The organism is Acinetobacter sp. QJM3NY_42 (assembly GCF_056173745.1).
In genome coordinates this window covers 2,679,022-2,698,316 of record NZ_CM149689.1, presented here as the reverse complement: position 1 = coordinate 2,698,316, position 19,295 = coordinate 2,679,022, and the positions used below count along the sequence as shown (strand labels likewise).

General features: G+C 43.5%; 17 protein-coding genes. 10 read left to right on the top strand and 7 right to left on the bottom strand.

The window, feature by feature from the left end:
• Positions 1–41: 41 nt before the first annotated feature.
• The gene (locus tag AC0VYT_RS12865) at positions 42–311 is read right to left on the bottom strand and encodes a PspC domain-containing protein (protein ID WP_005018251.1); all 270 of its coding nucleotides are present in this window, start codon (positions 309–311) and stop codon (positions 42–44) included.
• 350 nt (positions 312–661) lie between these two features.
• Between AC0VYT_RS12865 and AC0VYT_RS12860 the strand changes: the two genes are divergently transcribed.
• Positions 662–1,324, top strand: a complete 663-nt coding sequence (locus tag AC0VYT_RS12860; RefSeq protein ID WP_227592471.1) for a hypothetical protein — start codon at positions 662–664, stop codon at positions 1,322–1,324.
• Positions 1,325–1,417: 93 nt separating this feature from the next.
• Here the strand turns inward: AC0VYT_RS12860 and AC0VYT_RS12855 are convergent, their stop codons facing one another.
• Entirely contained in the window at positions 1,418–3,241 is a 1,824-nt protein-coding gene (locus tag AC0VYT_RS12855) for an acyl-CoA dehydrogenase C-terminal domain-containing protein (RefSeq protein WP_005018256.1), read from the bottom strand.
• A gap of 243 nt (positions 3,242–3,484) precedes the next feature.
• Here AC0VYT_RS12855 and AC0VYT_RS12850 point away from each other — a divergent pair, with 243 nt between their 5' ends.
• Positions 3,485–5,875 carry a hypothetical protein gene (locus tag AC0VYT_RS12850; RefSeq protein ID WP_476496666.1) on the top strand — a complete coding sequence of 797 codons (2,391 nt, stop codon included), beginning with the start codon at positions 3,485–3,487 and terminating at the stop codon, positions 5,873–5,875.
• Between the two features lie 53 nt (positions 5,876–5,928).
• Here AC0VYT_RS12850 and aroE read toward each other — a convergent pair whose 3' ends face one another.
• From aroE to ribA, 4 genes are all read right to left on the bottom strand, one after another.
• Entirely contained in the window at positions 5,929–6,720 is a 792-nt protein-coding gene (aroE, locus tag AC0VYT_RS12845) for a shikimate dehydrogenase (protein WP_005018266.1), read from the bottom strand.
• A gap of 123 nt (positions 6,721–6,843) precedes the next feature.
• A complete protein-coding gene (locus AC0VYT_RS12840; RefSeq protein ID WP_005018267.1) occupies positions 6,844–7,050 on the bottom strand; it encodes a hypothetical protein in 207 nt (68 codons plus the stop codon).
• A gap of 339 nt (positions 7,051–7,389) precedes the next feature.
• Positions 7,390–8,331: an oxygen-dependent coproporphyrinogen oxidase gene (gene hemF, locus AC0VYT_RS12835; protein WP_005018268.1), complete on the bottom strand. Its 942-nt coding sequence runs from the start codon at positions 8,329–8,331 to the stop codon at positions 7,390–7,392.
• Positions 8,332–8,465: 134 nt separating this feature from the next.
• Positions 8,466–9,068 (bottom strand): GTP cyclohydrolase II, encoded by a 603-nt coding sequence (gene ribA / locus AC0VYT_RS12830; RefSeq protein WP_005018269.1) that lies wholly within the window; start codon positions 9,066–9,068, stop codon positions 8,466–8,468.
• 302 nt (positions 9,069–9,370) lie between these two features.
• On the opposite strand from ribA, the gene dxs reads away from it, so the two are divergent.
• From dxs to AC0VYT_RS12790, 8 genes are all read left to right on the top strand, one after another.
• Positions 9,371–11,284 carry a 1-deoxy-D-xylulose-5-phosphate synthase gene (gene dxs, locus AC0VYT_RS12825; protein WP_005018270.1) on the top strand — a complete coding sequence of 638 codons (1,914 nt, stop codon included), beginning with the start codon at positions 9,371–9,373 and terminating at the stop codon, positions 11,282–11,284.
• Positions 11,285–11,401: 117 nt separating this feature from the next.
• The gene (locus tag AC0VYT_RS12820) at positions 11,402–12,232 is read left to right on the top strand and encodes an inositol monophosphatase family protein (RefSeq protein ID WP_005024392.1); all 831 of its coding nucleotides are present in this window, start codon (positions 11,402–11,404) and stop codon (positions 12,230–12,232) included.
• A gap of 525 nt (positions 12,233–12,757) precedes the next feature.
• The gene (locus tag AC0VYT_RS12815; RefSeq protein ID WP_005018282.1) at positions 12,758–14,614 is read left to right on the top strand and encodes a DEAD/DEAH box helicase; all 1,857 of its coding nucleotides are present in this window, start codon (positions 12,758–12,760) and stop codon (positions 14,612–14,614) included.
• A gap of 347 nt (positions 14,615–14,961) precedes the next feature.
• On the top strand, positions 14,962–15,780 hold the full coding sequence (locus AC0VYT_RS12810) for an ABC transporter ATP-binding protein (protein ID WP_005018284.1): 819 nt from the start codon (positions 14,962–14,964) through the stop codon (positions 15,778–15,780).
• A complete protein-coding gene (gene mlaE / locus AC0VYT_RS12805; protein WP_005018292.1) occupies positions 15,777–16,553 on the top strand; it encodes a lipid asymmetry maintenance ABC transporter permease subunit MlaE in 777 nt (258 codons plus the stop codon). The genes AC0VYT_RS12810 and mlaE overlap by 4 nt, the downstream gene beginning before the upstream one ends.
• Positions 16,553–17,215, top strand: a complete 663-nt coding sequence (mlaD, locus tag AC0VYT_RS12800) for an outer membrane lipid asymmetry maintenance protein MlaD (protein ID WP_005018295.1) — start codon at positions 16,553–16,555, stop codon at positions 17,213–17,215. Before mlaE ends, mlaD begins: the two co-directional genes overlap by 1 nt.
• A 17-nt stretch (positions 17,216–17,232) precedes the next feature.
• Positions 17,233–17,871: an MlaC/ttg2D family ABC transporter substrate-binding protein gene (locus AC0VYT_RS12795; protein ID WP_005018297.1), complete on the top strand. Its 639-nt coding sequence runs from the start codon at positions 17,233–17,235 to the stop codon at positions 17,869–17,871.
• Positions 17,872–17,894: 23 nt separating this feature from the next.
• Positions 17,895–18,185: an STAS domain-containing protein gene (locus AC0VYT_RS12790; RefSeq protein ID WP_005018299.1), complete on the top strand. Its 291-nt coding sequence runs from the start codon at positions 17,895–17,897 to the stop codon at positions 18,183–18,185.
• Positions 18,186–18,219: 34 nt separating this feature from the next.
• Here AC0VYT_RS12790 and AC0VYT_RS12785 read toward each other — a convergent pair whose 3' ends face one another.
• Entirely contained in the window at positions 18,220–19,233 is a 1,014-nt protein-coding gene (locus AC0VYT_RS12785; RefSeq protein WP_005018301.1) for a magnesium and cobalt transport protein CorA, read from the bottom strand.
• Positions 19,234–19,295 lie beyond the last annotated feature (62 nt).

Below are 19,295 nucleotides of genomic sequence, written 5' to 3'. Positions count from 1 at the left end.
GCACAACCGTAGCGACCAAACCGGTTAGAGAGGAGAGCGATTTAGCGTTTCACCTTATGTTCATCATAAACAGTACGTACTGGCTGCTGATAATTTCGTGGCGGTGCATCCAGACGATAATCACGTTTAGGCATCAATAGCCATAAAATCAGATAAACCAGAATTCCAGGAAAAGCTGCACTCATAATCGAGATCAAGACAAAAATGATGCGCAGCAGATTGGCATTCCAGCCAAAACGTTCTGCAATACCGCCCATTACGCCGGCAATCATGTTTTGTCGGTTAGAACGATATAAGCCAGAATCTGACATCGAAGTCTCCTCGCTGTAAAAAATAAATCTGATAACGAAAAAATCATTACCCTCGATATTTATATAGTGATGAGTGAATACCTTTTAAAGACGTATGTTCAGTAACTTAGTTAAGTTATGTAAGCAGGAGTTCAAATTTCTATAATTTGACCACTAAAATACCCTTAAAGTTATTTCCAACTCAGGAAGTCGACTTTATTTTTATTGGTATGCCTTCTCTACTCTTTTGAGTATTTAATTTAACTTGAGCGACAATGGTATTGAAACGCCTGATTTTAATGATAAAAGTGTATTGAAAATACATTTATTGGCCTGCATAAGCCGAATGTCGTCGGACCAACAAGTGAGTGATGAATAGAAAAATGCCTGTTCTAGCCAGAGTCTGTACCATTGTGTTATTAGGCGCATTGATGGGTGGCTGTGATCTCTCACAGTCAGAAACACGGGAAAGCTCACCTCTAAGTCAGGGTCAGCTCCCTTCTTTGAATAATATAAATTATACTGATGAAAGTTTGGTGACAGGCCGAAAACTGACTGAGGTTGCAGGCCGTGCGTCTTTGCCAGTACTGCAAAATGAGCAGAATGAAGAAGTACGCAGTACAAATTTACAGTATGCAGGACGTTACTATACGCAGGTTCCCTGTCAGGATGCTTTTGTAAATTGTGGCAAAGGAAGGGCAGAATATATTTTAAATTTACTGCCTGACGGCAGTGCCCACCGTATGATTGCTACATTTGGTCGGGTGCAACCTGGCGTGGACAGGCCTGATACAGCGCAACGCCGTTTTTATCGCAGAGATCATTGGTCTGTTGATCAGGCTAAGAATGAAATTATTGTGCACCTCGCTGAGGGGGTTAATTTTTATTATCGTGTTGATCCCAAGCAGAATCTGGTCATGAATCTCTATAAGACCTTGCATGCTAATGATCAGCGGATAATACAGACTTTTATACAGCAGCATCCATTACCTGAACAGCCCTATAAACTGGTCAAAGATGCAGTAGAGTTTTAAGACTTGGAATAATTTAGAATCAATAATAGTCTGAAGTTAAAAAGAGCGCCTAAGCGCTCTTTTTAAAGAATATCTTATGTTGAAATGATGAGCTTAGTAGTCAAAGCTGAAATGTTCAGCTGCCAGAGAAGTCATAGTACGTGAAGGATTCACCATGGCTTCAGCATGGCCTTGTGCACGTGGCAGCATACGTTCGAAATAGAAGTCTGCAACCTTGATTTTAGCTTTATAGAATTCAGGAGTTTCTTTACCTTCACCCGATTCAAGTTTTTCTGAAGCCACTGCAGCCTGCTGGGCCCAGAAATAAGCCATCATGGCGTATCCAGAGAACATGAGATAATCAAAAGAGGCACTTGAAACAATATCCCGGTCTTTACGTGCAGCCAGCATGATACGTACAGTAAGAGCATTCCACTGAGCACAGATTTTAGTCAGGTCCCAGGCAAAACGGCGCATATATTTGTTGCGTGCATGACGTCCACTGAATTTTAAAATTTCAGCGGTATAATCACGAACGACTTTACCTTTAGAAGACAGCAAAACTTTACGGCCAATCAAATCCAGTGCCTGCACACCGGTTGTACCTTCATACAAGGTGGCAATCCGTGCATCACGAACGATCTGCTCCATGCCCCATTCTTTGATATAACCATGACCACCAAAAACCTGCATACCGTGGTTAGCTGCTTCAAGACCAAGTTCGGTCAGAAAGCCTTTTAAAATAGGCGTATAAAAACCGAGTTTATCATCATATTCTTCATATTCAGCATTGTCACCGCGGGCCAGTGCATCTGTCATTTTATCGGCAAGCTGTGCAGCATGATAAATCATGGCACGGCCACCTTCGGCAATAGCTTTTTGTGTTAGTAGCATACGGCGTACATCAGCATGATGAATAATCGCATCAGCAACTTTTTCCGGATCTTTTTTACCGGACAGGGCACGCATTGACATCCGTTCTTTGGCATAAGGCAGTGCGCCTTGGAATGAAAGTTCAGCATGTGCAATACCCTGAACTGCTGTCCCGATCCGGGCAGTATTCATAAAGGTAAACATGGCATGTAGCCCTTTATTTTGTTCACCAATCAGATAACCGGTAGCATTATCAAAGTTGAGTACTGCTGTTGCAGAGGCCTTGATACCCATCTTGTGCTCAATTGAACCGCAGTTCACTGCATTGCGCTCACCGACACTTCCTTCAGCAGTTGGGAGGAACTTCGGTACGATGAACAGTGAAATACCTTTTGTACCCGCAGGTGCATCTGGCAGACGAGCAAGCACGATGTGTACAATATTTTCAGTCAGGTCATGCTCACCCGCAGAAATAAAGATTTTGGTACCGGTTATTTTATAGGTACTATCAGCCTGAGGTTCAGCTTTAGTCTTTAATTGACCCAGATCTGTACCGCACTGGGGCTCAGTCAAACACATGGTCCCTGACCAGGTACCTGCAACCAGAGGTGGCATGTAAATATCTTTCTGCTCTTCAGTCCCGAATTGCAAAATAGTATTCATGCAACCCATGCTTAAGCCCGGATACATGGTAAACGCCCAGTTGGCCGTGCCCATCATTTCCGACTTGATCAGGTTGAGTGACATAGGGAGACCCTGTCCACCATACTGCTCCGGATAAGACAATCCCTGCCAGCCGCTTTGTACAAACTGGTCATATGCTTCTTTATAGCCTTTAGGGGTAGTGACTTCACCGTTGTTCCAGTGACAGCCTTCATCATCGCCGGTTTGATACAGGGGGGAAATTACGTTTTCACAGTAATCTGCTGCACCTTCTAGAATCATGTCGACGGTATCACTATCAGCCAGTTCACCATTGGATAAAGTCTGATAATGGGCTGGATAATCAAAAACTTCGTTCATCAAGAAGCGTGTATCACGAAGGGGAGCTTTATATGCTGGCATGGGTCTTAATCCTAATCTAGAAATTGTTTTGGATTATCTGGTGTATGTATTCAATTATTCATAAATTCTATAAAAATACATTGATATGACAGCAAAATTAAAATGTCAGAAAAGCTAATCTAAGCACAATTGCCAATCTTAAAGGAACTCGAGCTTGTTAAAATAAGCCGGATTATCTGTACAGATTAATTTGCAGTTTTTTTAGTTTAAATTATAAATAAATAAGGTGTTTAGAAAAACCTCATGAAATTACAATATTTAACCTTGTGTCTGTTAGGTTTAAGTCTGGGGGCGTGTACACAGCATGTCATTAAAACCAGTCCGGATGCTGCTAAAAGTGCTGGACAGCGCGCGATACATGGTCTTAATTCCATGCTTGAAACCTCGAGCTATGATTATCGTGGCCAGTTCTTAGTAAAAGCATCTGCGTTACAAGATATAACTAACACTCAGGAGGAACAGAAGAAATCGGATCGGTTCGACCACACATTGCAAAAGCAGATTGACCAGTTTTTAAAGAAACAGCATATTTCTCTTACAACACAACAAAAGCAGCAACTTTATCAGGCAATGTACAAGGAAGCTGATCGTTATAGAGCAGCGAGTACAGCTTCCGGGCGCCAGTTTGATGTTTGGGCGTTAAATCTGCTGAGTAATATTCAGTTTGATTATGCTGGTTCGGTACATTATCGCCAGAAACTGGCGTCTCTTAATCTAACGGCAACCTATAAAAAACCGACTCTGCTGGTACAAGCCAAAATTCCAATGGTCGTGGACTTTAAAGATTATAAGTTCTATAGCAATTATTTTGCGCTTATGCCTTATCTGGTCAATCAAGACAGTCAGAGCAGCTTTGCCTATATTGACTTTTCCAAATATAAAAGTGATATCAATAAAGTAAACCTGCAAGAACTGGCTGAGTACATTAAGCAGATGAATGCAGTCGCTTACTTGCTAGCAGAGCCGCAACAGATACATTCGCTCGCTCTAACGGCTCAAGACCGTCAACAAGGCCTGGTTGAGAAAGTCCGGTTAGATACCACTCTTGAAGCTATTTCTTTACAATCAAGTCTGTTTAGTCAGCTCAACAAAGAGTACTTATCTCATACCGTCTTAGGTATGCCAGTACAGTCTAAAGACAATCAAATAGCAACCGATACTGCTAGAGAAAAGGATGACTTTTCACACAAGGTAGAACTGGATATTTTATCTTCTGAAACAGGTGGTAGTGCCGAAACAGAAGCTTACCAGTCACGTGTATTATTAACCCAGTTGGTTACTGAGCACTTGAACCAGTTACAACATCCTGATATGGCAACAGACAGTGCTGTTGAAACCAGTTGCATAGCAGACAGCCATAAGGACTGTAGAGATGCAGCCCAACTGGCAGAAGATTCTGGACGTTTAGATACTGCTAAAGAGCAGACGTATACAGCGACTGAAGAGGAAGCAAGCAGTTACCTAACTAAAGAGGAATGTCAAACATTGCTTCAACAGCCTCAGCAGGTTGCTATGGGGCAGCTGAATGCTTGCCGAAATGAGTATGGTTTAGATGCTTTTCAAAAAAATGTAAAAGATAAGGGAACACTTTATAGTCTCAATGAAGCTTTGCTGAATTTACAGAAGGTATTTACCCCTTATGAAAAACAGCAGTTGACTACAGCTGAGGAATTTACCGGTTTATGGAAGAATCACCAATCCAATATACAGCAGGCAATGAAGGGGCTTCATCGGCAGACACCATTACAGGTGGATGTTGGACTAGACCAGCAGGGCCGGGTAGTACAGATTAAATATGGCTTGCAGTACACAACACAAAAATATGGTGTACTGAATATAAAAGCTGACATGGATATTTTAAATTATGGTAATGCTACCAAAATTGACCGTGCCCAGTTGCGTAATGCCAAGTCGATTGAAGAAGTCAGTAAAGGCTCAATGTTTGAAAACCTGATTAAAGGACTGGGGCGCACTATGGGTGAAGACGAGTCATCCAGAACCAATACTCATAATGAAATACCTGATTTTGAGCAGCAGGTACATAAGCTGGCAGAAAAGACTTACGCACGTACTCACTCTTACCAGCAAACTTATCAGACTGTTTTCCTGATGGAACTGGCAGTTCAACAGCCAGAACTGCTGAAGAATTACAGTCCGCAGGCATTACAAGAAATTTCTCAGGTTTATGCGTATCGTTATCAGGGCGCTGACCAAAATACACCAGATACACAAGAACTGGCAAAAATTAAAATCTTGCAGGAAAAACATCAGCTCAAGGAAAGTATCCAGTTTGATGAGGTTTTGGGTAACAGCGTAGACAAAATGGTCTCGGAAGTGATTGCAGGTGCTGAAGACCGTCAAAACTGGAACAAGCTGGCAAGCCAGTACAAACAGTCCCAAGCTCTCTTTATTCAATATTATATACAGCGTTTTGATGAGGAATATGAAGTTGAGCCAGCTAGCCGTCCCTTTCTGAAAGCAGCCGCAACAGTACTGGCGCGTGCATATAAAGACACTACCCAGAATAATCTTTCAGTAAAAAGTATTCAGCAGCTGACTTTAGATCAAGCCGATTATATTGACTTCGATTTATACCAAGAGACTTATCAAAAATTAAAGCAGCATGTTAAATAAGGCAGTTTAATTCTCTATTCTAAAAAGAACCTCAGTTGAGGTTCTTTTTATATTTAATCTAGAAAATCCTGCAATTCCGGTTTAACACCGTGCCAGATTGAAAATGATTCAATTGCTTGTCCAACTAGCATGCCATACCCATCGGCATACTTTACTCCGCGTGCTTTGGCTTGGTCCAGAAAGCTTGAAGCTTTGCCATAAGCCATCTCATAGGCATAGTGAAAGCTCAGACTTTCAGGTAGAACCAGCGCTTCACCAGTTAAACTGGCTGAAGTTGCATTAATCACTAAGTCAAAGTTTCCACTCAGTTCGTTTAATGCCATGGCCTGCAACGTGGTTTGTGGTACGGCTTGCTGCAAATCCTGAACCAGCTGTTCAGCACGACTTAAGGTACGGTTAGCTATAACAATCTTTCTGGCACCTGCCTGAGCCAGAGGATATATTACACCGCGAGTAGCGCCACCTGCCCCAATAATCAGAATTTGACTATTTTTTAATGGCCAGCCCAAAGCAGTCATGGCGGCCACTAAGCCCTGCCCATCGGTATTGTCTCCATATAGCTGATCATTTTCCCGCCATAACGTATTGACTGCTTTGGCAATCTTGGCACGTTCAGTCAGTACATCACATAAGGCAAATGCTTCTTCCTTAAAAGGAACCGTCACATTCATGCCTCGGCCGCCTTGTGCAAAAAAAGCTTCAACCGAAGTTTTAAATGCATCAGGTGCTGCCAGTCGTTTGACATAATTTAGGTGAATGCCGGTTTTCTGGGCAAAAGTCTGGTGGAGCTCAGGAGAGCGGGACTGCTCAATCGGATTACCAATGACGGCAAACTGCTGATTCATCTCACAGTATCCATTAAATGAAATGCAGACAATATACGTCAATCAGTAATTTTTGCCCACTGAAGTTAAAAACGGTTTCAATCAAAACTGAAAGCTGAAAATGAATAAAATCCTTAAGCTGACTCAAGGATCACAAATCGAGCGGATAACATCAATAAGGACTGTAACCAGACTTAAAGCCAGTGCAATACCAGCAATCACACTGACTGTTATGGATACGCCATCTGAGATCGTATTATCAGAGACAATTGTTACAGCGATGGAACATAGAAGAATAGAGAAAATACACCATGATAAAATCACAGTATGATTATTTGATTTTCTTAACATTATTTTGCTCAAGATAACCTGTTTAATAGTAGCAGTATAACTCGGCAGACATATCATTACCTTTTCATAGGTAAGAGCGACAACCGGGCCTAAAGAAATAGGCTAATGTATTCTCTTCATAAACATGCAAATATGCACCAAGAGAACTGATCTATAATCAGGATCAATAGCCTGACCAAGTACATAAAGTGTACCTGATATTTTTTAATTTATAAGTATTTAAATGCTAATGAATGAAACACTATGTGAAGCTGTTTAACAAAGTGCAAAGATGTAATTTAAAATTGCATAAAAAAGCTGCTTCAAATAAAGCAGCTCCCATAATTTAAATGCTGAATATTATTGCAGTTCATTCAGCCAGTTATGAGGTTTTAAATAATAATCAGTCAGGCGTTTTTCTGGCGAATCCTGTTCCCATTCAGGGCGATATGACCAAGCGGCCAGATTTGGCAAACTGACCAGAATGGATTCAATTCGTCCGCCGGTTTGCAGGCCAAACAGGGTGCCACGGTCATAGACCAGATTATATTCAACATAGCGGCCACGACGGTACAGCTGGAATTCACGCTGTGCTTCAGTATAAGGTTTTTCTTGGTTTTTTTGGAAAATTGGTAAAATTGCCTCAAGGTAACCGTTACCTACAGCTTGTATATATTTAAAGCAGGTTTCAAAATCCCACTGGTTTAAGTCATCAAAAAACAGACCTCCTATTCCGCGTTGTTCGTCACGGTGCTTCAGGTAAAAGTAGTCATCGCACCATTGTTTATGTTCGGTGTATACCTCTTCACCAAAAGGCTGGCAGAGATCATAGGCTTTCTGGTGCCAAGCCCGTACATCTTCATCATCTGGATAAAAAGGAGTAAGGTCAAATCCTCCACCAAACCACCAAACCGGATCTTGGCCTTCTGGTTCAGCAATAAACAGACGGACATTTGCATGGGAGGTTGGGACATTCGGATTTTTAGGATGAATGACCAGTGATACGCCTAGAGCCTGTGCTTTGGCACCTGCAATTTGAGGATGACGTTCGGTAGCTGATGCTGGAAGTCTGGAGATATTGATGTGAGAGAACATCACTCCACCTTTTTCAATCACTTCGCCATTTTGCAATACGCGCGAGCGCCCACCACCACCTTCAGGACGCTCCCAGTCATCAATTACAAATTGCGCCGTTCCGCCGCCGGCCTGTTCCCGCTGCTCTAACCCGGCACAGATACGTGCCTGCAGATCAAGAAGAAATTCACGAACACGTTGAATATCAGCTGAAGTTGGATTCTGCATGATGACCCTCGAGGGAGAAATAAAAAAGGTTAATCACATCAAAGCATAAAGACATAGAAAAAGTAAGGGATTTTTTCTAATAATATTGAAAAAATCCCTTAAGTTTTTATTTTATCTGGTTTAAAGAAAGTGAATCAGAAGTCATCTTTTTTATAAAGATGTGACATGCGCTTATGTTTAGTTTTTAAATATTCTTCATTAAATGGATTTAAGCCCACAGTTAATGGAATACGGTCTACCACGTTTATACCCTGATCCTGCAGCGATTTAATCTTTAATGGATTATTGGTGATCAGACGTACCTGTTTAACTCCAAGATGATTAAGCATAATTGGACACATATCATAATGACGCGCATCTGCGGGAAGATTTAGCATTAAATTGGCATCGACAGTATCATGACCCTGATCCTGCAGGGCATAGGCACGGATCTTGTTAGTCAGGCCAATCCCGCGTCCTTCCTGACGCAAATACAAGATCACACCTTGACCTGCTTCATTGATTAACTGCTGGGTCGCCTGTAATTGTGGACCGCAATCGCATTTAAGTGATGCAAAGGCATCTCCAGTAAGACATTCAGAGTGAATACGGACCAGCACCGGGCCATCTGGCGGAGTTTCCAGCCCTTTGGAAAGTGCCACATGTTCCTCACCGGTCTCCGGATCCTGAAATACACTGATCTTGAACTCACCAAACTTGGTGGGTAATTTGGATGTGGCAACAAATTCAATCGGCACAGCTCAGCTCGTCTTTGTCATAGAAAATCGCTAAAGTATAGCCTAATGCTCGGCTATTGGTAGAATTGCGATACTGAAATTATTGATAAGATTTTCTTTTTTGTAGAAAGCACACAATAATAGTTGATAAATAGTAAGATTATTCAGGATAATCCTGTGCACTAAACAACGCCCTATGAGATAATGCTCGAAATTACGTCGCTAGAAATGTGGCTGATGGAAGGTGATTTCTTTCGATAATTTATCGATTTAACCCGTTTACCTAGCTTAGATTTGCCCGGCTTTAGAAGGCTTTGCCACATATGCTGTATACCGAAATTCCCACTCAACGCCCCGTAATCTCCTTGTTAGAGGGTATTGATCATCCACAACAATTACGTGAGCTTCGCCAAGAACAACTGGCTCAGGTTGTAGATGAGTTGCGTCAATATATTTTATATGCGGCCGGACAAAGTGGCGGGCACTTTGGTGCAAACCTAGGTGTAATTGAACTGACCGTCGCCCTGCATTACTGCTTTAATACACCAGATGACCGCTTGATCTGGGATGTAGGTCATCAGGCCTATCCGCATAAAGTACTGACTGGCCGGCGCGAACAAATTACTACAATTCGTGCCAAAGATGGTCTGGCAGCCTTTCCTGCACGAGATGAATCTGAATTCGATACTTTTGGTGTGGGACATTCATCCACAGCAATTTCTGCCGGCCTGGGTATGGCACTTGCACGTCGTTATCAAAACAATCCGTGTGAAGTGGTATGTGTGGTGGGCGACGGTGCCATGACTGCGGGCATGGCTTTTGAAGCCATGAATGACGCAGTGGCTCATGATGCTGATCTGATCGTAGTGCTCAATGACAATGACATGTCAATCTCGCAAAGTACCGGCGGTTTTGCCAAACATCTAGCTGCAATCTGGGAAAAAGGACAATTTGTCAATGTTGATGAAAATGGTGAGGCTTATGTACAGCCGCACCCACAGTGGATTTATAATTCACGTCTGCATCAATCAGCGACCAGTGCAGCTGATAACCTGTTCAAAGCTATCGGATTCGACTATTTTGGTCCTTTTGATGGTCATAATATCGACCAGCTGGTTCAGGTGTTTAATGCCCTGAAAAAACGCAAAGGTCCACGTCTGGTTCACATATATACCAAGAAAGGAAAAGGGTTTATACCTGCCGAAGCTGATCCGATTACTTATCATGCTATTAGCAAGTTGCCTGCCCAGCCAACCTTGGCGACTAAAAAGGCCCCACCTAAATATTCAGAGATTTTTGGGCAGTGGTTATACGATCAGGCAGCGCAAGATAAGCGTCTCATGGCAATCACGCCTGCCATGTGTGAAGGTTCGGGTATGGTTGATTTTGCTCGGGACTATCCAGAACGCTTCTTTGATGTGGCAATTGCAGAGCAGCATGCCGTTACGCTGGCTGCCGGTATGGCTTGTGAAGGCCTCAAGCCTGTCGTGGCCATTTATTCTACTTTTCTGCAACGCGGTTATGATCAGCTGATTCACGATGTCGCATTACAGAATCTGGATGTTACTTTTGGAATTGACCGGGCCGGTCTGGTAGGTGAAGATGGTCCAACCCATGCAGGGGCTTATGACTATGCTTATATGCGGACTATTCCAAACATGATCATTATGGCACCTAAAGACGAGAATGAATGCCGTCAGATGCTACATACAGCCTATGTCTATCCAGGACCTGCTGCGGTACGTTATCCACGGGGTTCAGGCTTAGGGGTAGATGTTCAGCAGGAAATGAGCTTGCTGGAGCTTGGCCGTGCTGAATTACTGGCTGAGTTTAATCCGCATCATGAGCAGCAGATCAGTATTCTGGCGTTTGGAAGCCGGGTACAGGCTGCACTCGAAGCAGGACAGGAACTGGCCGCTGCGCACAAACTTGGTGTTCGTGTAGTCAATATGCGTTTCGTCAAACCGCTAGATGAAGAAATTATTCAACAGCTGGCCGGACAGACCACATTATTTGTAACTGTAGAAGAACATGCAGTGATGGGCGGCGCAGGTAGTGCTGTTAATGAGTTCCTGGCCAAGGCCCTTCTTGTGAAGCCAGTGTTAAATCTGGGGCTGGCAGACAGCTTTATGCCACAGGCTTCTCATGCGCAAATGTTAGAGGAAAGCGGCCTCGATGCACTCGGTATTCAGCGCTCGATTGCGCAGTGCTGGGCCAAGCTGACTTTACATCCGTAAAACAGGCTCTAAAATTTAACAACATTTTCTCCCTAAAAGCGCATTCATTTGATAAAATGAATACGCTTTTATGCACTATTCTTTGTCAAAATTTTTCTATTCTGTAGTGGGTGTTCAATGGAACCTATGGTGGTGATGGCTGCGCGTGCGGCTCAAACAGTTGGTCAAGAGCTTTTAAAAGCGCATCAAAATCGTCATAAGCTCGATCTACAAGTGGAAGAAAAAGGAATTGATGGTCCAGTAACGCGTGTAGACCGTTATCTGGAACAGTTAACTATCGATACACTTCGTAAAAGCTACAAAAATCATAGTTTCTTGGGTGAAGAGTTTGGTCTTCAGGAAGGAAAAGGTCACGATGCCGACTGGTGCTGGGTGATTGATCCGCTGGATGGAACTTTAAACTTTATTCATGGTTTTCCGCATTTCTGTATTTCTCTTGCTGTTCAGCATAAAGGGATTACCCAGCATGGCGTAATCTACGATCCGGTAAAAGATGAGTTATTCTCTGCCAGCCGTGGCCGCGGAGCAATGATGAACCAGCGCCGCATTCGTGTAAATGTTAAGGACAGCCTGGACAATACCTTCCTGGCAGTAGGTCATCCTTACCGTACTCAGCGTGCTGGTGAAGTAGTATCTTATGCCGAGCAGCATTTTGCTTCTTTGCTGGCTGTGACTAAAGCTGGTGCACAAATTCGCCGTGGCGGTTCTGCTGCACTGGACTTGGCTTATGTGGCTGCTGGCCGCTTTGATGGCTTTTTTGAAGTTGGTCTGAAGCCGTGGGACATTGCAGCAGGTGAGCTCTTGGTTAAAGAGGCGGGTGGTACTGTAGTGGATGCGCGTGGTGGTTCTGAATCCATGTCAAATGGACAGGTCTTGGCATCTTCAATGAAAATGTTAAAACCGTTGATGCAAACTGTAGTTCCTGCTTGGGGCGATGCAGCTAAATAAACTCTGCAATAACGTTTAAAAAGTCCTCAATTGAGGGCTTTTTACTTACTGGTACGATGTATATATTAAGGTTTGTTTCTCTATACAAGTTTCCACAAATGCTGAATTAAGGTTTTTTAAAAATTAATTGTATAAAAATTAATCAAAATTAAGTTAAAAATGAGTCAATTACTGCTAAAACCGCTCTTTATTTTAGATTTAATCGAAAAAAATGATTACTTTTTAAAATGTTTCTGGTATCATGCTGTCACGCACTTAAATTTCCGTTCATTGCCTGAACATTCTCTTCTAATCATTGTGTATGCGCGTACTGTCCATAGAGAGGACTATTCCTCGCGCCCCAATCGCTTAAGCGATTCTTTCAGGTTGCGGCCGTAATCATGCGTGCGTTTAATCCACATCGTCGTTATTCGGATCGCTGCTGAATTCTATATTTTTTCAGCTTCTAGTCGCTGTGCCGCTTTGTGCCGATGTCCATATTTGTATTTATTAAATGGAGCACCCAAAATAGGGTGAACACTCTCTATGAGCAAAACTTTTGCTGAATTTTCTTTACATGAATCTCTTACCCAAGCACTGACAGACTTGGGCTTTACAGCGCCAACTGCTGTACAAGAACAGGCGATTCCTGCTGCCTTAGAAGGTAAAGACCTTCTTGTTTCAAGCCAAACTGGCTCTGGTAAAACTGCGGCATTCTTACTGCCAACATTAAATGCTCTTGCTGATCAAGATACTTTCCTGCCGTTTAAAGAACGTATGCGTGCAGTGACTCAACCAAATATTCTGGTGATTTCGCCTACTCGTGAATTAGCCCAGCAGGTTTGTCAAGATGCAATCGCGCTGGTACGTCACATGAAAGGTGTACGTATTGCTGCGATCATGGGCGGTATGCCTTTTGGTAAACAAATCCAGCAGTTAAAAGGTGCGCAGGTTGTAGTGGCCACTCCAGGCCGTCTGCTTGACTTGGTAAACCGTCGCCAGATTAAACTGGATAAAGTTGATGCGTTAATTGTAGATGAAGCTGACCGTATGCTTGACTTGGGCTTCTCTGAAGACCTGGAAGCGATCAGCGAACTTGCTCTAAACCGCAAGCAGACTTTAATGTTCTCTGCAACTTTTGCTGATCGTATTATTCGTCTTGCTGAATGCATGATGAAAGATCCAATGCGTATTGCTATTGAAACAGGTCATTCAACCAATACTGACATCACCCAGACATTACACTGGACTGATGGTTTTGAGCACAAGAAAAAACTGCTGACTCACTGGTTAGAAGACGAAACTCTGGATCAGGCTGTTGTATTTGCAAGCACTCAAGAAGATACCGACATGCTGGCTGAAGAACTGGCTGAAGCGGGTCACTCTGTTGTTGCATTACATGGTGCGATGCCACAAACCGTGCGTAACCGTCGTCTGCGCAGTATTCGTGAAGGCCGAGCTAAAATTCTAGTGGCAACTGATGTAGCTGCACGTGGTCTGGATGTACCAACCATTTCACACGTAATCAATTTCGGTTTACCGATGAAGCATGAAGATTATGTACACCGTATTGGTCGTACTGGTCGTGCTGGCCGTACCGGTAAAGCCATTACACTGGCAACTTACCGTGAACGTGGCAAGATCCGTGCTCTGGAAGATTACCTGGAAACTCGTCTGAATGTTTCAGAAATTGAAGGCCTAGAGCCATCTCCACCGCCGGCTCGTCCGCGTCGTGAAGGTGGTGGCGGTAAACGCCCGGGCGGCCGTGGTGGTTTTGGTGGTGGTCGCCGCTTTGAAGGTGAATCAAACTTCAAACGTCGTGAAGGCGGTCGTGATGATCGTCCACGTCGCAGTTTTGATGATAGACCGCGTGGCGAACGTCCATTTGGTGATGACCGTCCTAAACGTGATTTTGGTGACCGTCCAGCCCGCCGTGATTTTGGTGACCGTCCACAACGCAGCTTTGATGATAAGCCACGTGGTGAGCGTAGCTTTGGTGGTGCTGAACGCCCACGTCGTGAATTTAATTCAGACCGTCCACAACGTAGCTTTGGTGATCGTCCGCAATCACGCAGTTTTGGTGGTGAAGACCGTCCACGTCGTAGCTTTGATGACAAGCCACGTGGCGAGCGTAATTTTGGTGGCGATCGTCCACGTCGTGAAGGCGGTTTTAATGACAAACCACGCTTTGACTCAAATGATGACAACCGTGGAAACCGCGTAGATTATAAACCACGTAATGGTGGATTCCGTGCTGCGGGCGACCGTAGTGAGCGTCCAGCTGGTGGAGACCGTCCACGCCGCAGTTTTGATGACAAACCGCGTGGCGAGCGTAGCTTTGGTGGTGAAGATCGTCCACGTCGAGACTTTGGCGGTGAGCGTCGCCGTAAATTTCAAGACTAAGCTGTAATAAAATAAAAAAGCCAGTTCCTGAACTGGCTTTTTTTATACTTTTAATTTAATTAAGTTTAATGGGCCAACATCTTATTTTTATAAAATAATGAACCAATAAAAAGAAGCGGTATCAAACGATTCATTTTGTATATGTCATTTTAAACTTCTTGAATATCAAGTTATAGCTTTCAAGTTTAAAGTCTTTTCAAATCTCGCTATTTGAATCAAATAGAATGATCTTGGCATTTTTTCTTAATCCTTTGGCACTCTCATAAGACAAATTGTTAAAATACAACCAAGTTTTAATGGTTCGATGCTATAGTAGGCGGGCTGAAAAAGGCAGGAAATTCTCAGTTATGAATTACCCAAGTTCTCTTGATACTCGGCCCCTGATTGAAATCAGGAACCTGAGTTTTAAACGTGGGGAACGTATCATTTATGACAATGTTAGTTTAAGCATCCGTCGTGGCCAGATTACTGCAATCATGGGTCCTTCCGGTACAGGTAAAACTACCTTACTACGCCTGATTGGTGGTCAACTTACACCTGATCAGGGCGAGATATTGCTTGATGGCCATAACATTGCCAAAATGTCGCGTTCAGAGCTGTTTGCAGCCCGTGCTCGTATGGGGATGCTGTTTCAAAGCGGTGCATTGTTTACAGATATGACTGTATATGAAAATGTCGCATTTCCATTGCGTGCTCACACGCAGTTGCCCGAGCACCTGATTACTGAACTTGTTGCACTTAAACTCGAGTCAGTCGGTTTGCGTGGTGCCGAACAAATGATGCCTTCTGAACTCTCAGGTGGCATGAACCGTCGTGTTGCACTGGCGCGTGCGATTGCTCTTGATCCTGAACTGATTATGTATGATGAGCCATTTGCAGGACAGGACCCGATTGTCATGGGGGTACTTACCCGGCTGATCCGTTCTTTACGTGAAGCACTAGATCTGACGACAATTGTGGTTTCACATGACGTTGCTGAGACTCTTTCAATTGCTGATTATATCTATGTGATTGCAGAGGGCAAGGTTCAGGGTGAGGGTACACCTGAACAGTTACAGGCTGATGCTTCACCCTTTGTTCGCCAGTTTTTAACTGGTGCTGTGGAGGGGCCTGTGGATTACCAATTTAGCCATCAGGCTTATCTGAAAAATGAGGTTGGTTCATGAATGCCGTTGCCTGGTTGGGCCGACTTGTTATTGAACGGGTGCGTGGTATTGGTGTAGCAACCTTGATGTTGCTGCAGATTATATTTTCATTGCCGACCTGGCTTGGGGTAAAACTATTTATTTACCAGATGTACCGGGTTGGGGTGATGTCGCTATTGATTATTACGGTCTCTGGACTCTTTATTGGACTGGTATTAGGACTGCAGGGCTATTCAATTCTGGTAAATGTGGGTAGTGAAGCCATGCTGGGTACCATGGTTGCCTTAACCTTACTGCGCGAACTGGCTCCAGTGGTGGCGGCGCTACTATTCGCTGGTCGGGCTGGTTCTGCACTGACAGCAGAAATTGGTCTCATGAAAGCCACTGAACAGCTTTCCAGTATGGAAATGATTGGAGTAGATCCGCTTAAACGGATCGTTTCACCACGTTTATGGGCAGGTATAGTAAGTCTTCCCATGCTTACCGTAATTTTTGGTGCAGTAGGCATACTGGGTGGCAAACTGGTCGGCGTAGATTTCCTGGGTGTAGATGAAGGCTCTTTCTGGAGTGGAATGCAAAGCAGTGTACAGTTCGGGCATGATGTAGTGAATGGCATCATCAAAAGTACTGTATTTGCATTAATCTGTACTTGGATTGCAGTTTATCAGGGCTATGCCTGTGAACCGACTTCAGAAGGCATCGCTACTTCAACCACCCGCACAGTAGTTTTTTCTTCATTATGTGTTTTAGGTTTTGATTTTGTGTTGACTGCGGTCATGTTCGGAGGGGTTTGATGAAATCACGTATTAGTGAGCTGGCCGTAGGTATTTTCGTTATTCTTTTCGGCATCGCTCTATTTTTTCTTGCCATGAAAGTCAGTGGTCTGGCGGGTACCAACTTGCGTGACAGCTATGAAATGAGTGCTCAGTTCGACAACGTAAACGGACTGAAACCCAGAGCTAAGGTTACCATGAGTGGCGTCACAATTGGACGTGTAACCGATATTACACTAGATCCAGTGTCGCGTCTGGCCAAGGTGGATTTTGAGCTCGATGGTAAACTCACAGGTTTTAATCCTGAGCAGTTAAAAACTGTACAGCAAAATGCAATAGAGGAATTACGCTACAGTAGTGAATATGCTGCTTCAGCACCGGCACAACAAAAAGCTATGGAACAGCAACTGATCAGTAACATGAAATCCATCACCAGTATTGATGAAGATGCTTATATTATGGTGGCTACCAATGGATTGTTAGGCGAGAAATATCTGAAAGTTGTTCCAGGCGGTGGACTGAACTATGTCAAACGTGGTGAAACAATTGCCAATACGCAGGGCACTATGGATCTGGAAGATTTAATCAGTAAATTTATTACAGGTGGTGCGGGTAAATCATCAGAAAGTTCGACAACTGAAACGGCTGAAGCAAATAATGCTCAGACTTCATTTGTCGAGTAATGTAGAGGAGTGATTGAGTGAAAACTTTATTTAAACAAACCCTGACAGCAAGTGTATTAACCAGCTTATTGGCAGGTACAGCATTTGCTGCACCTTCTGAAGCTCCTCCGGCTTTCATTAAACGTGTAGCAGATGGGTTGATTGGCCGTTTAAAAGCTGACCATAACAAGCTGCAAACTAATCCGGCTGCAGTTAAAACGATTGTACGTGAAAATCTGGACCCTTACATTGATTCCCAGGCATTTACACGTATTGTGATGGGTACTTACGCAACCAATCAATACAGTTCAGCTGCCCAGCGTGCTCAATTTGAGAAAAATTTCCGTGAAACTCTGATTGAAAATTATGGCAGTGCTTTTGCAAAATATAGTAACCAGTCTTACAGCATTCGTCCTTATAAAGCCACTAACAGCAAAAATCCTGTAGTTACTGTCGACTTTAACAATAAGGGCGAGAAAATTCCGGTTTCTTTCCAGTTGGTAGATAAAGGTACGCAATGGAAAATCCGTAATATTAACGTCTCTGGTATCGACTTGGGCTTGCAGTTCCGTAATCAGTTTGCAGCTACGGTAAAACGTAATGGTGGTAATCTGGATAAAGCGATTGCAAACTTCCAGCCGGATGCAGATGCTGCAGTCAGTCAGGCAAAAAAATAAGGTTTAGTTAGGGCAGGTGCAGAGTGGTTGAATTAATTGGGCATGAGCTTAAGGTTACTGGGAAAATTGATTACGCTAATGCGGAACAATATTATCAGCAGGGCCTCAAGCTTATTCAGTCTCAGCAGCATTACCCACTTATAGTTAACTTGGCTGGACTAGAGCATGGGAGTACGCTGGCCTTAGCGGTGCTGATCCGCTGGTTAAGGCAAACTCCACAGGCTCAGGGTTTGCAATTTAAGAGTGTGCCAGACAAGATGATGAAAATCATTCAGGCTTGCCATCTGGAAAATGACTTGCAACTGCTCAGCTAAACTGAAATTAGAAAAGCACCATAAGGTGCTTTTTTTATATCCATTTTTTCCAACGGAAGTAAATTAAGGGGCCTACAAAAAAGGCAATCAATATACTGATGACTACCATGAAACTAGTAGTGCCTTTAGCAAATGGAAGCACATCAGTATTCATACCATAAACACTGGCAATCAGCATCGGTGGCGCCAGCATACTAGGCAAAATCGAGAAGCGACGGATCGTATCGCTCTGTTCAGTATTAATAAATCCTGAAGTTGTATCCAGCAGGAAGCGAACCTTTTGAAAGAGGAAGGCATCATGTTCAACCAAAGAACGTACATCTTCACTTAATTCACGAATATCTGCATCATAAATATGACTGCTCAGAGCACGCGGACGCGATAAAAAAGTTAGTACTCGACGCAGGTCAATCAGGCAGAGCTGGGCTTTACCCAGAGTATCTTCTTGCTGGGCTAGCCGCGTAATCATGTCGTCCAGATCCAGAATCTGCTCGCGATGATGATTATTTAAGACCTCAGTAGAGTATTTTTCCAGATCCCTGTGGATATCTTCTAATATATCCGCAAGTTCATCCAGTTTGGCTTCTAATAACCCTAATAAAATCCAAGTCGGATCTTTATAATCCATTTCATAGTCATTACGGCGCGCACGTGCCCGGAATGCCCGAAATGCCACCAGTTTTTCGCCACGTAATGTGAATAGATGATTTTTATGTAAAATAAAAGCCACAGTCTGTACGGTAGCCAGTCGGCTCATTCCATCTTCAGTCTCATTATCGACTTGGTAATTTTTATTTTTCGTTAAAAAGTAGGTACTGATATGCAAAATTCCATCGTCATCGCGGTAGAATCGTGCTGATGAAGAAATGTCTTCTAGAGACTTTAAAGTCGGTAAATTTTGGTTATAGGCATCTACGACCCATTGCTGTTCCTCCTGTGAGGGCGCAATTAGGTCAATCCATACAAGTTCTGGATGTAAATCAAAGCCACCATTAATAGTGGCATCTTCCAAACTACCGCGCTCTGTGGCGTAAAAGGCTTCAAGCATATCTTTGGCTCCCTTGCGCAGTATTGGCGTTCAAGATGGGTGAGTATTTTAGACAAGGATTG

Coding starts and splice junctions, on each gene's coding strand:
- AC0VYT_RS12865 (WP_005018251.1), bottom strand. CDS start 311: ATGTCAGATTCTGGCTTATATCGTTCTAACCGACAAAACATGATTGCC.
- AC0VYT_RS12860 (WP_227592471.1), top strand. CDS start 662: ATGAATAGAAAAATGCCTGTTCTAGCCAGAGTCTGTACCATTGTGTTA.
- AC0VYT_RS12855 (WP_005018256.1), bottom strand. CDS start 3,241: ATGCCAGCATATAAAGCTCCCCTTCGTGATACACGCTTCTTGATGAAC.
- AC0VYT_RS12850 (WP_476496666.1), top strand. CDS start 3,485: ATGAAATTACAATATTTAACCTTGTGTCTGTTAGGTTTAAGTCTGGGG.
- aroE (WP_005018266.1), bottom strand. CDS start 6,720: ATGAATCAGCAGTTTGCCGTCATTGGTAATCCGATTGAGCAGTCCCGC.
- AC0VYT_RS12840 (WP_005018267.1), bottom strand. CDS start 7,050: ATGTTAAGAAAATCAAATAATCATACTGTGATTTTATCATGGTGTATT.
- hemF (WP_005018268.1), bottom strand. CDS start 8,331: ATGCAGAATCCAACTTCAGCTGATATTCAACGTGTTCGTGAATTTCTT.
- dxs (WP_005018270.1), top strand. CDS start 9,371: ATGCTGTATACCGAAATTCCCACTCAACGCCCCGTAATCTCCTTGTTA.
- AC0VYT_RS12820 (WP_005024392.1), top strand. CDS start 11,402: ATGGAACCTATGGTGGTGATGGCTGCGCGTGCGGCTCAAACAGTTGGT.
- AC0VYT_RS12815 (WP_005018282.1), top strand. CDS start 12,758: ATGAGCAAAACTTTTGCTGAATTTTCTTTACATGAATCTCTTACCCAA.
- AC0VYT_RS12810 (WP_005018284.1), top strand. CDS start 14,962: ATGAATTACCCAAGTTCTCTTGATACTCGGCCCCTGATTGAAATCAGG.
- mlaE (WP_005018292.1), top strand. CDS start 15,777: ATGAATGCCGTTGCCTGGTTGGGCCGACTTGTTATTGAACGGGTGCGT.
- mlaD (WP_005018295.1), top strand. CDS start 16,553: ATGAAATCACGTATTAGTGAGCTGGCCGTAGGTATTTTCGTTATTCTT.
- AC0VYT_RS12785 (WP_005018301.1), bottom strand. CDS start 19,233: ATGCTTGAAGCCTTTTACGCCACAGAGCGCGGTAGTTTGGAAGATGCC.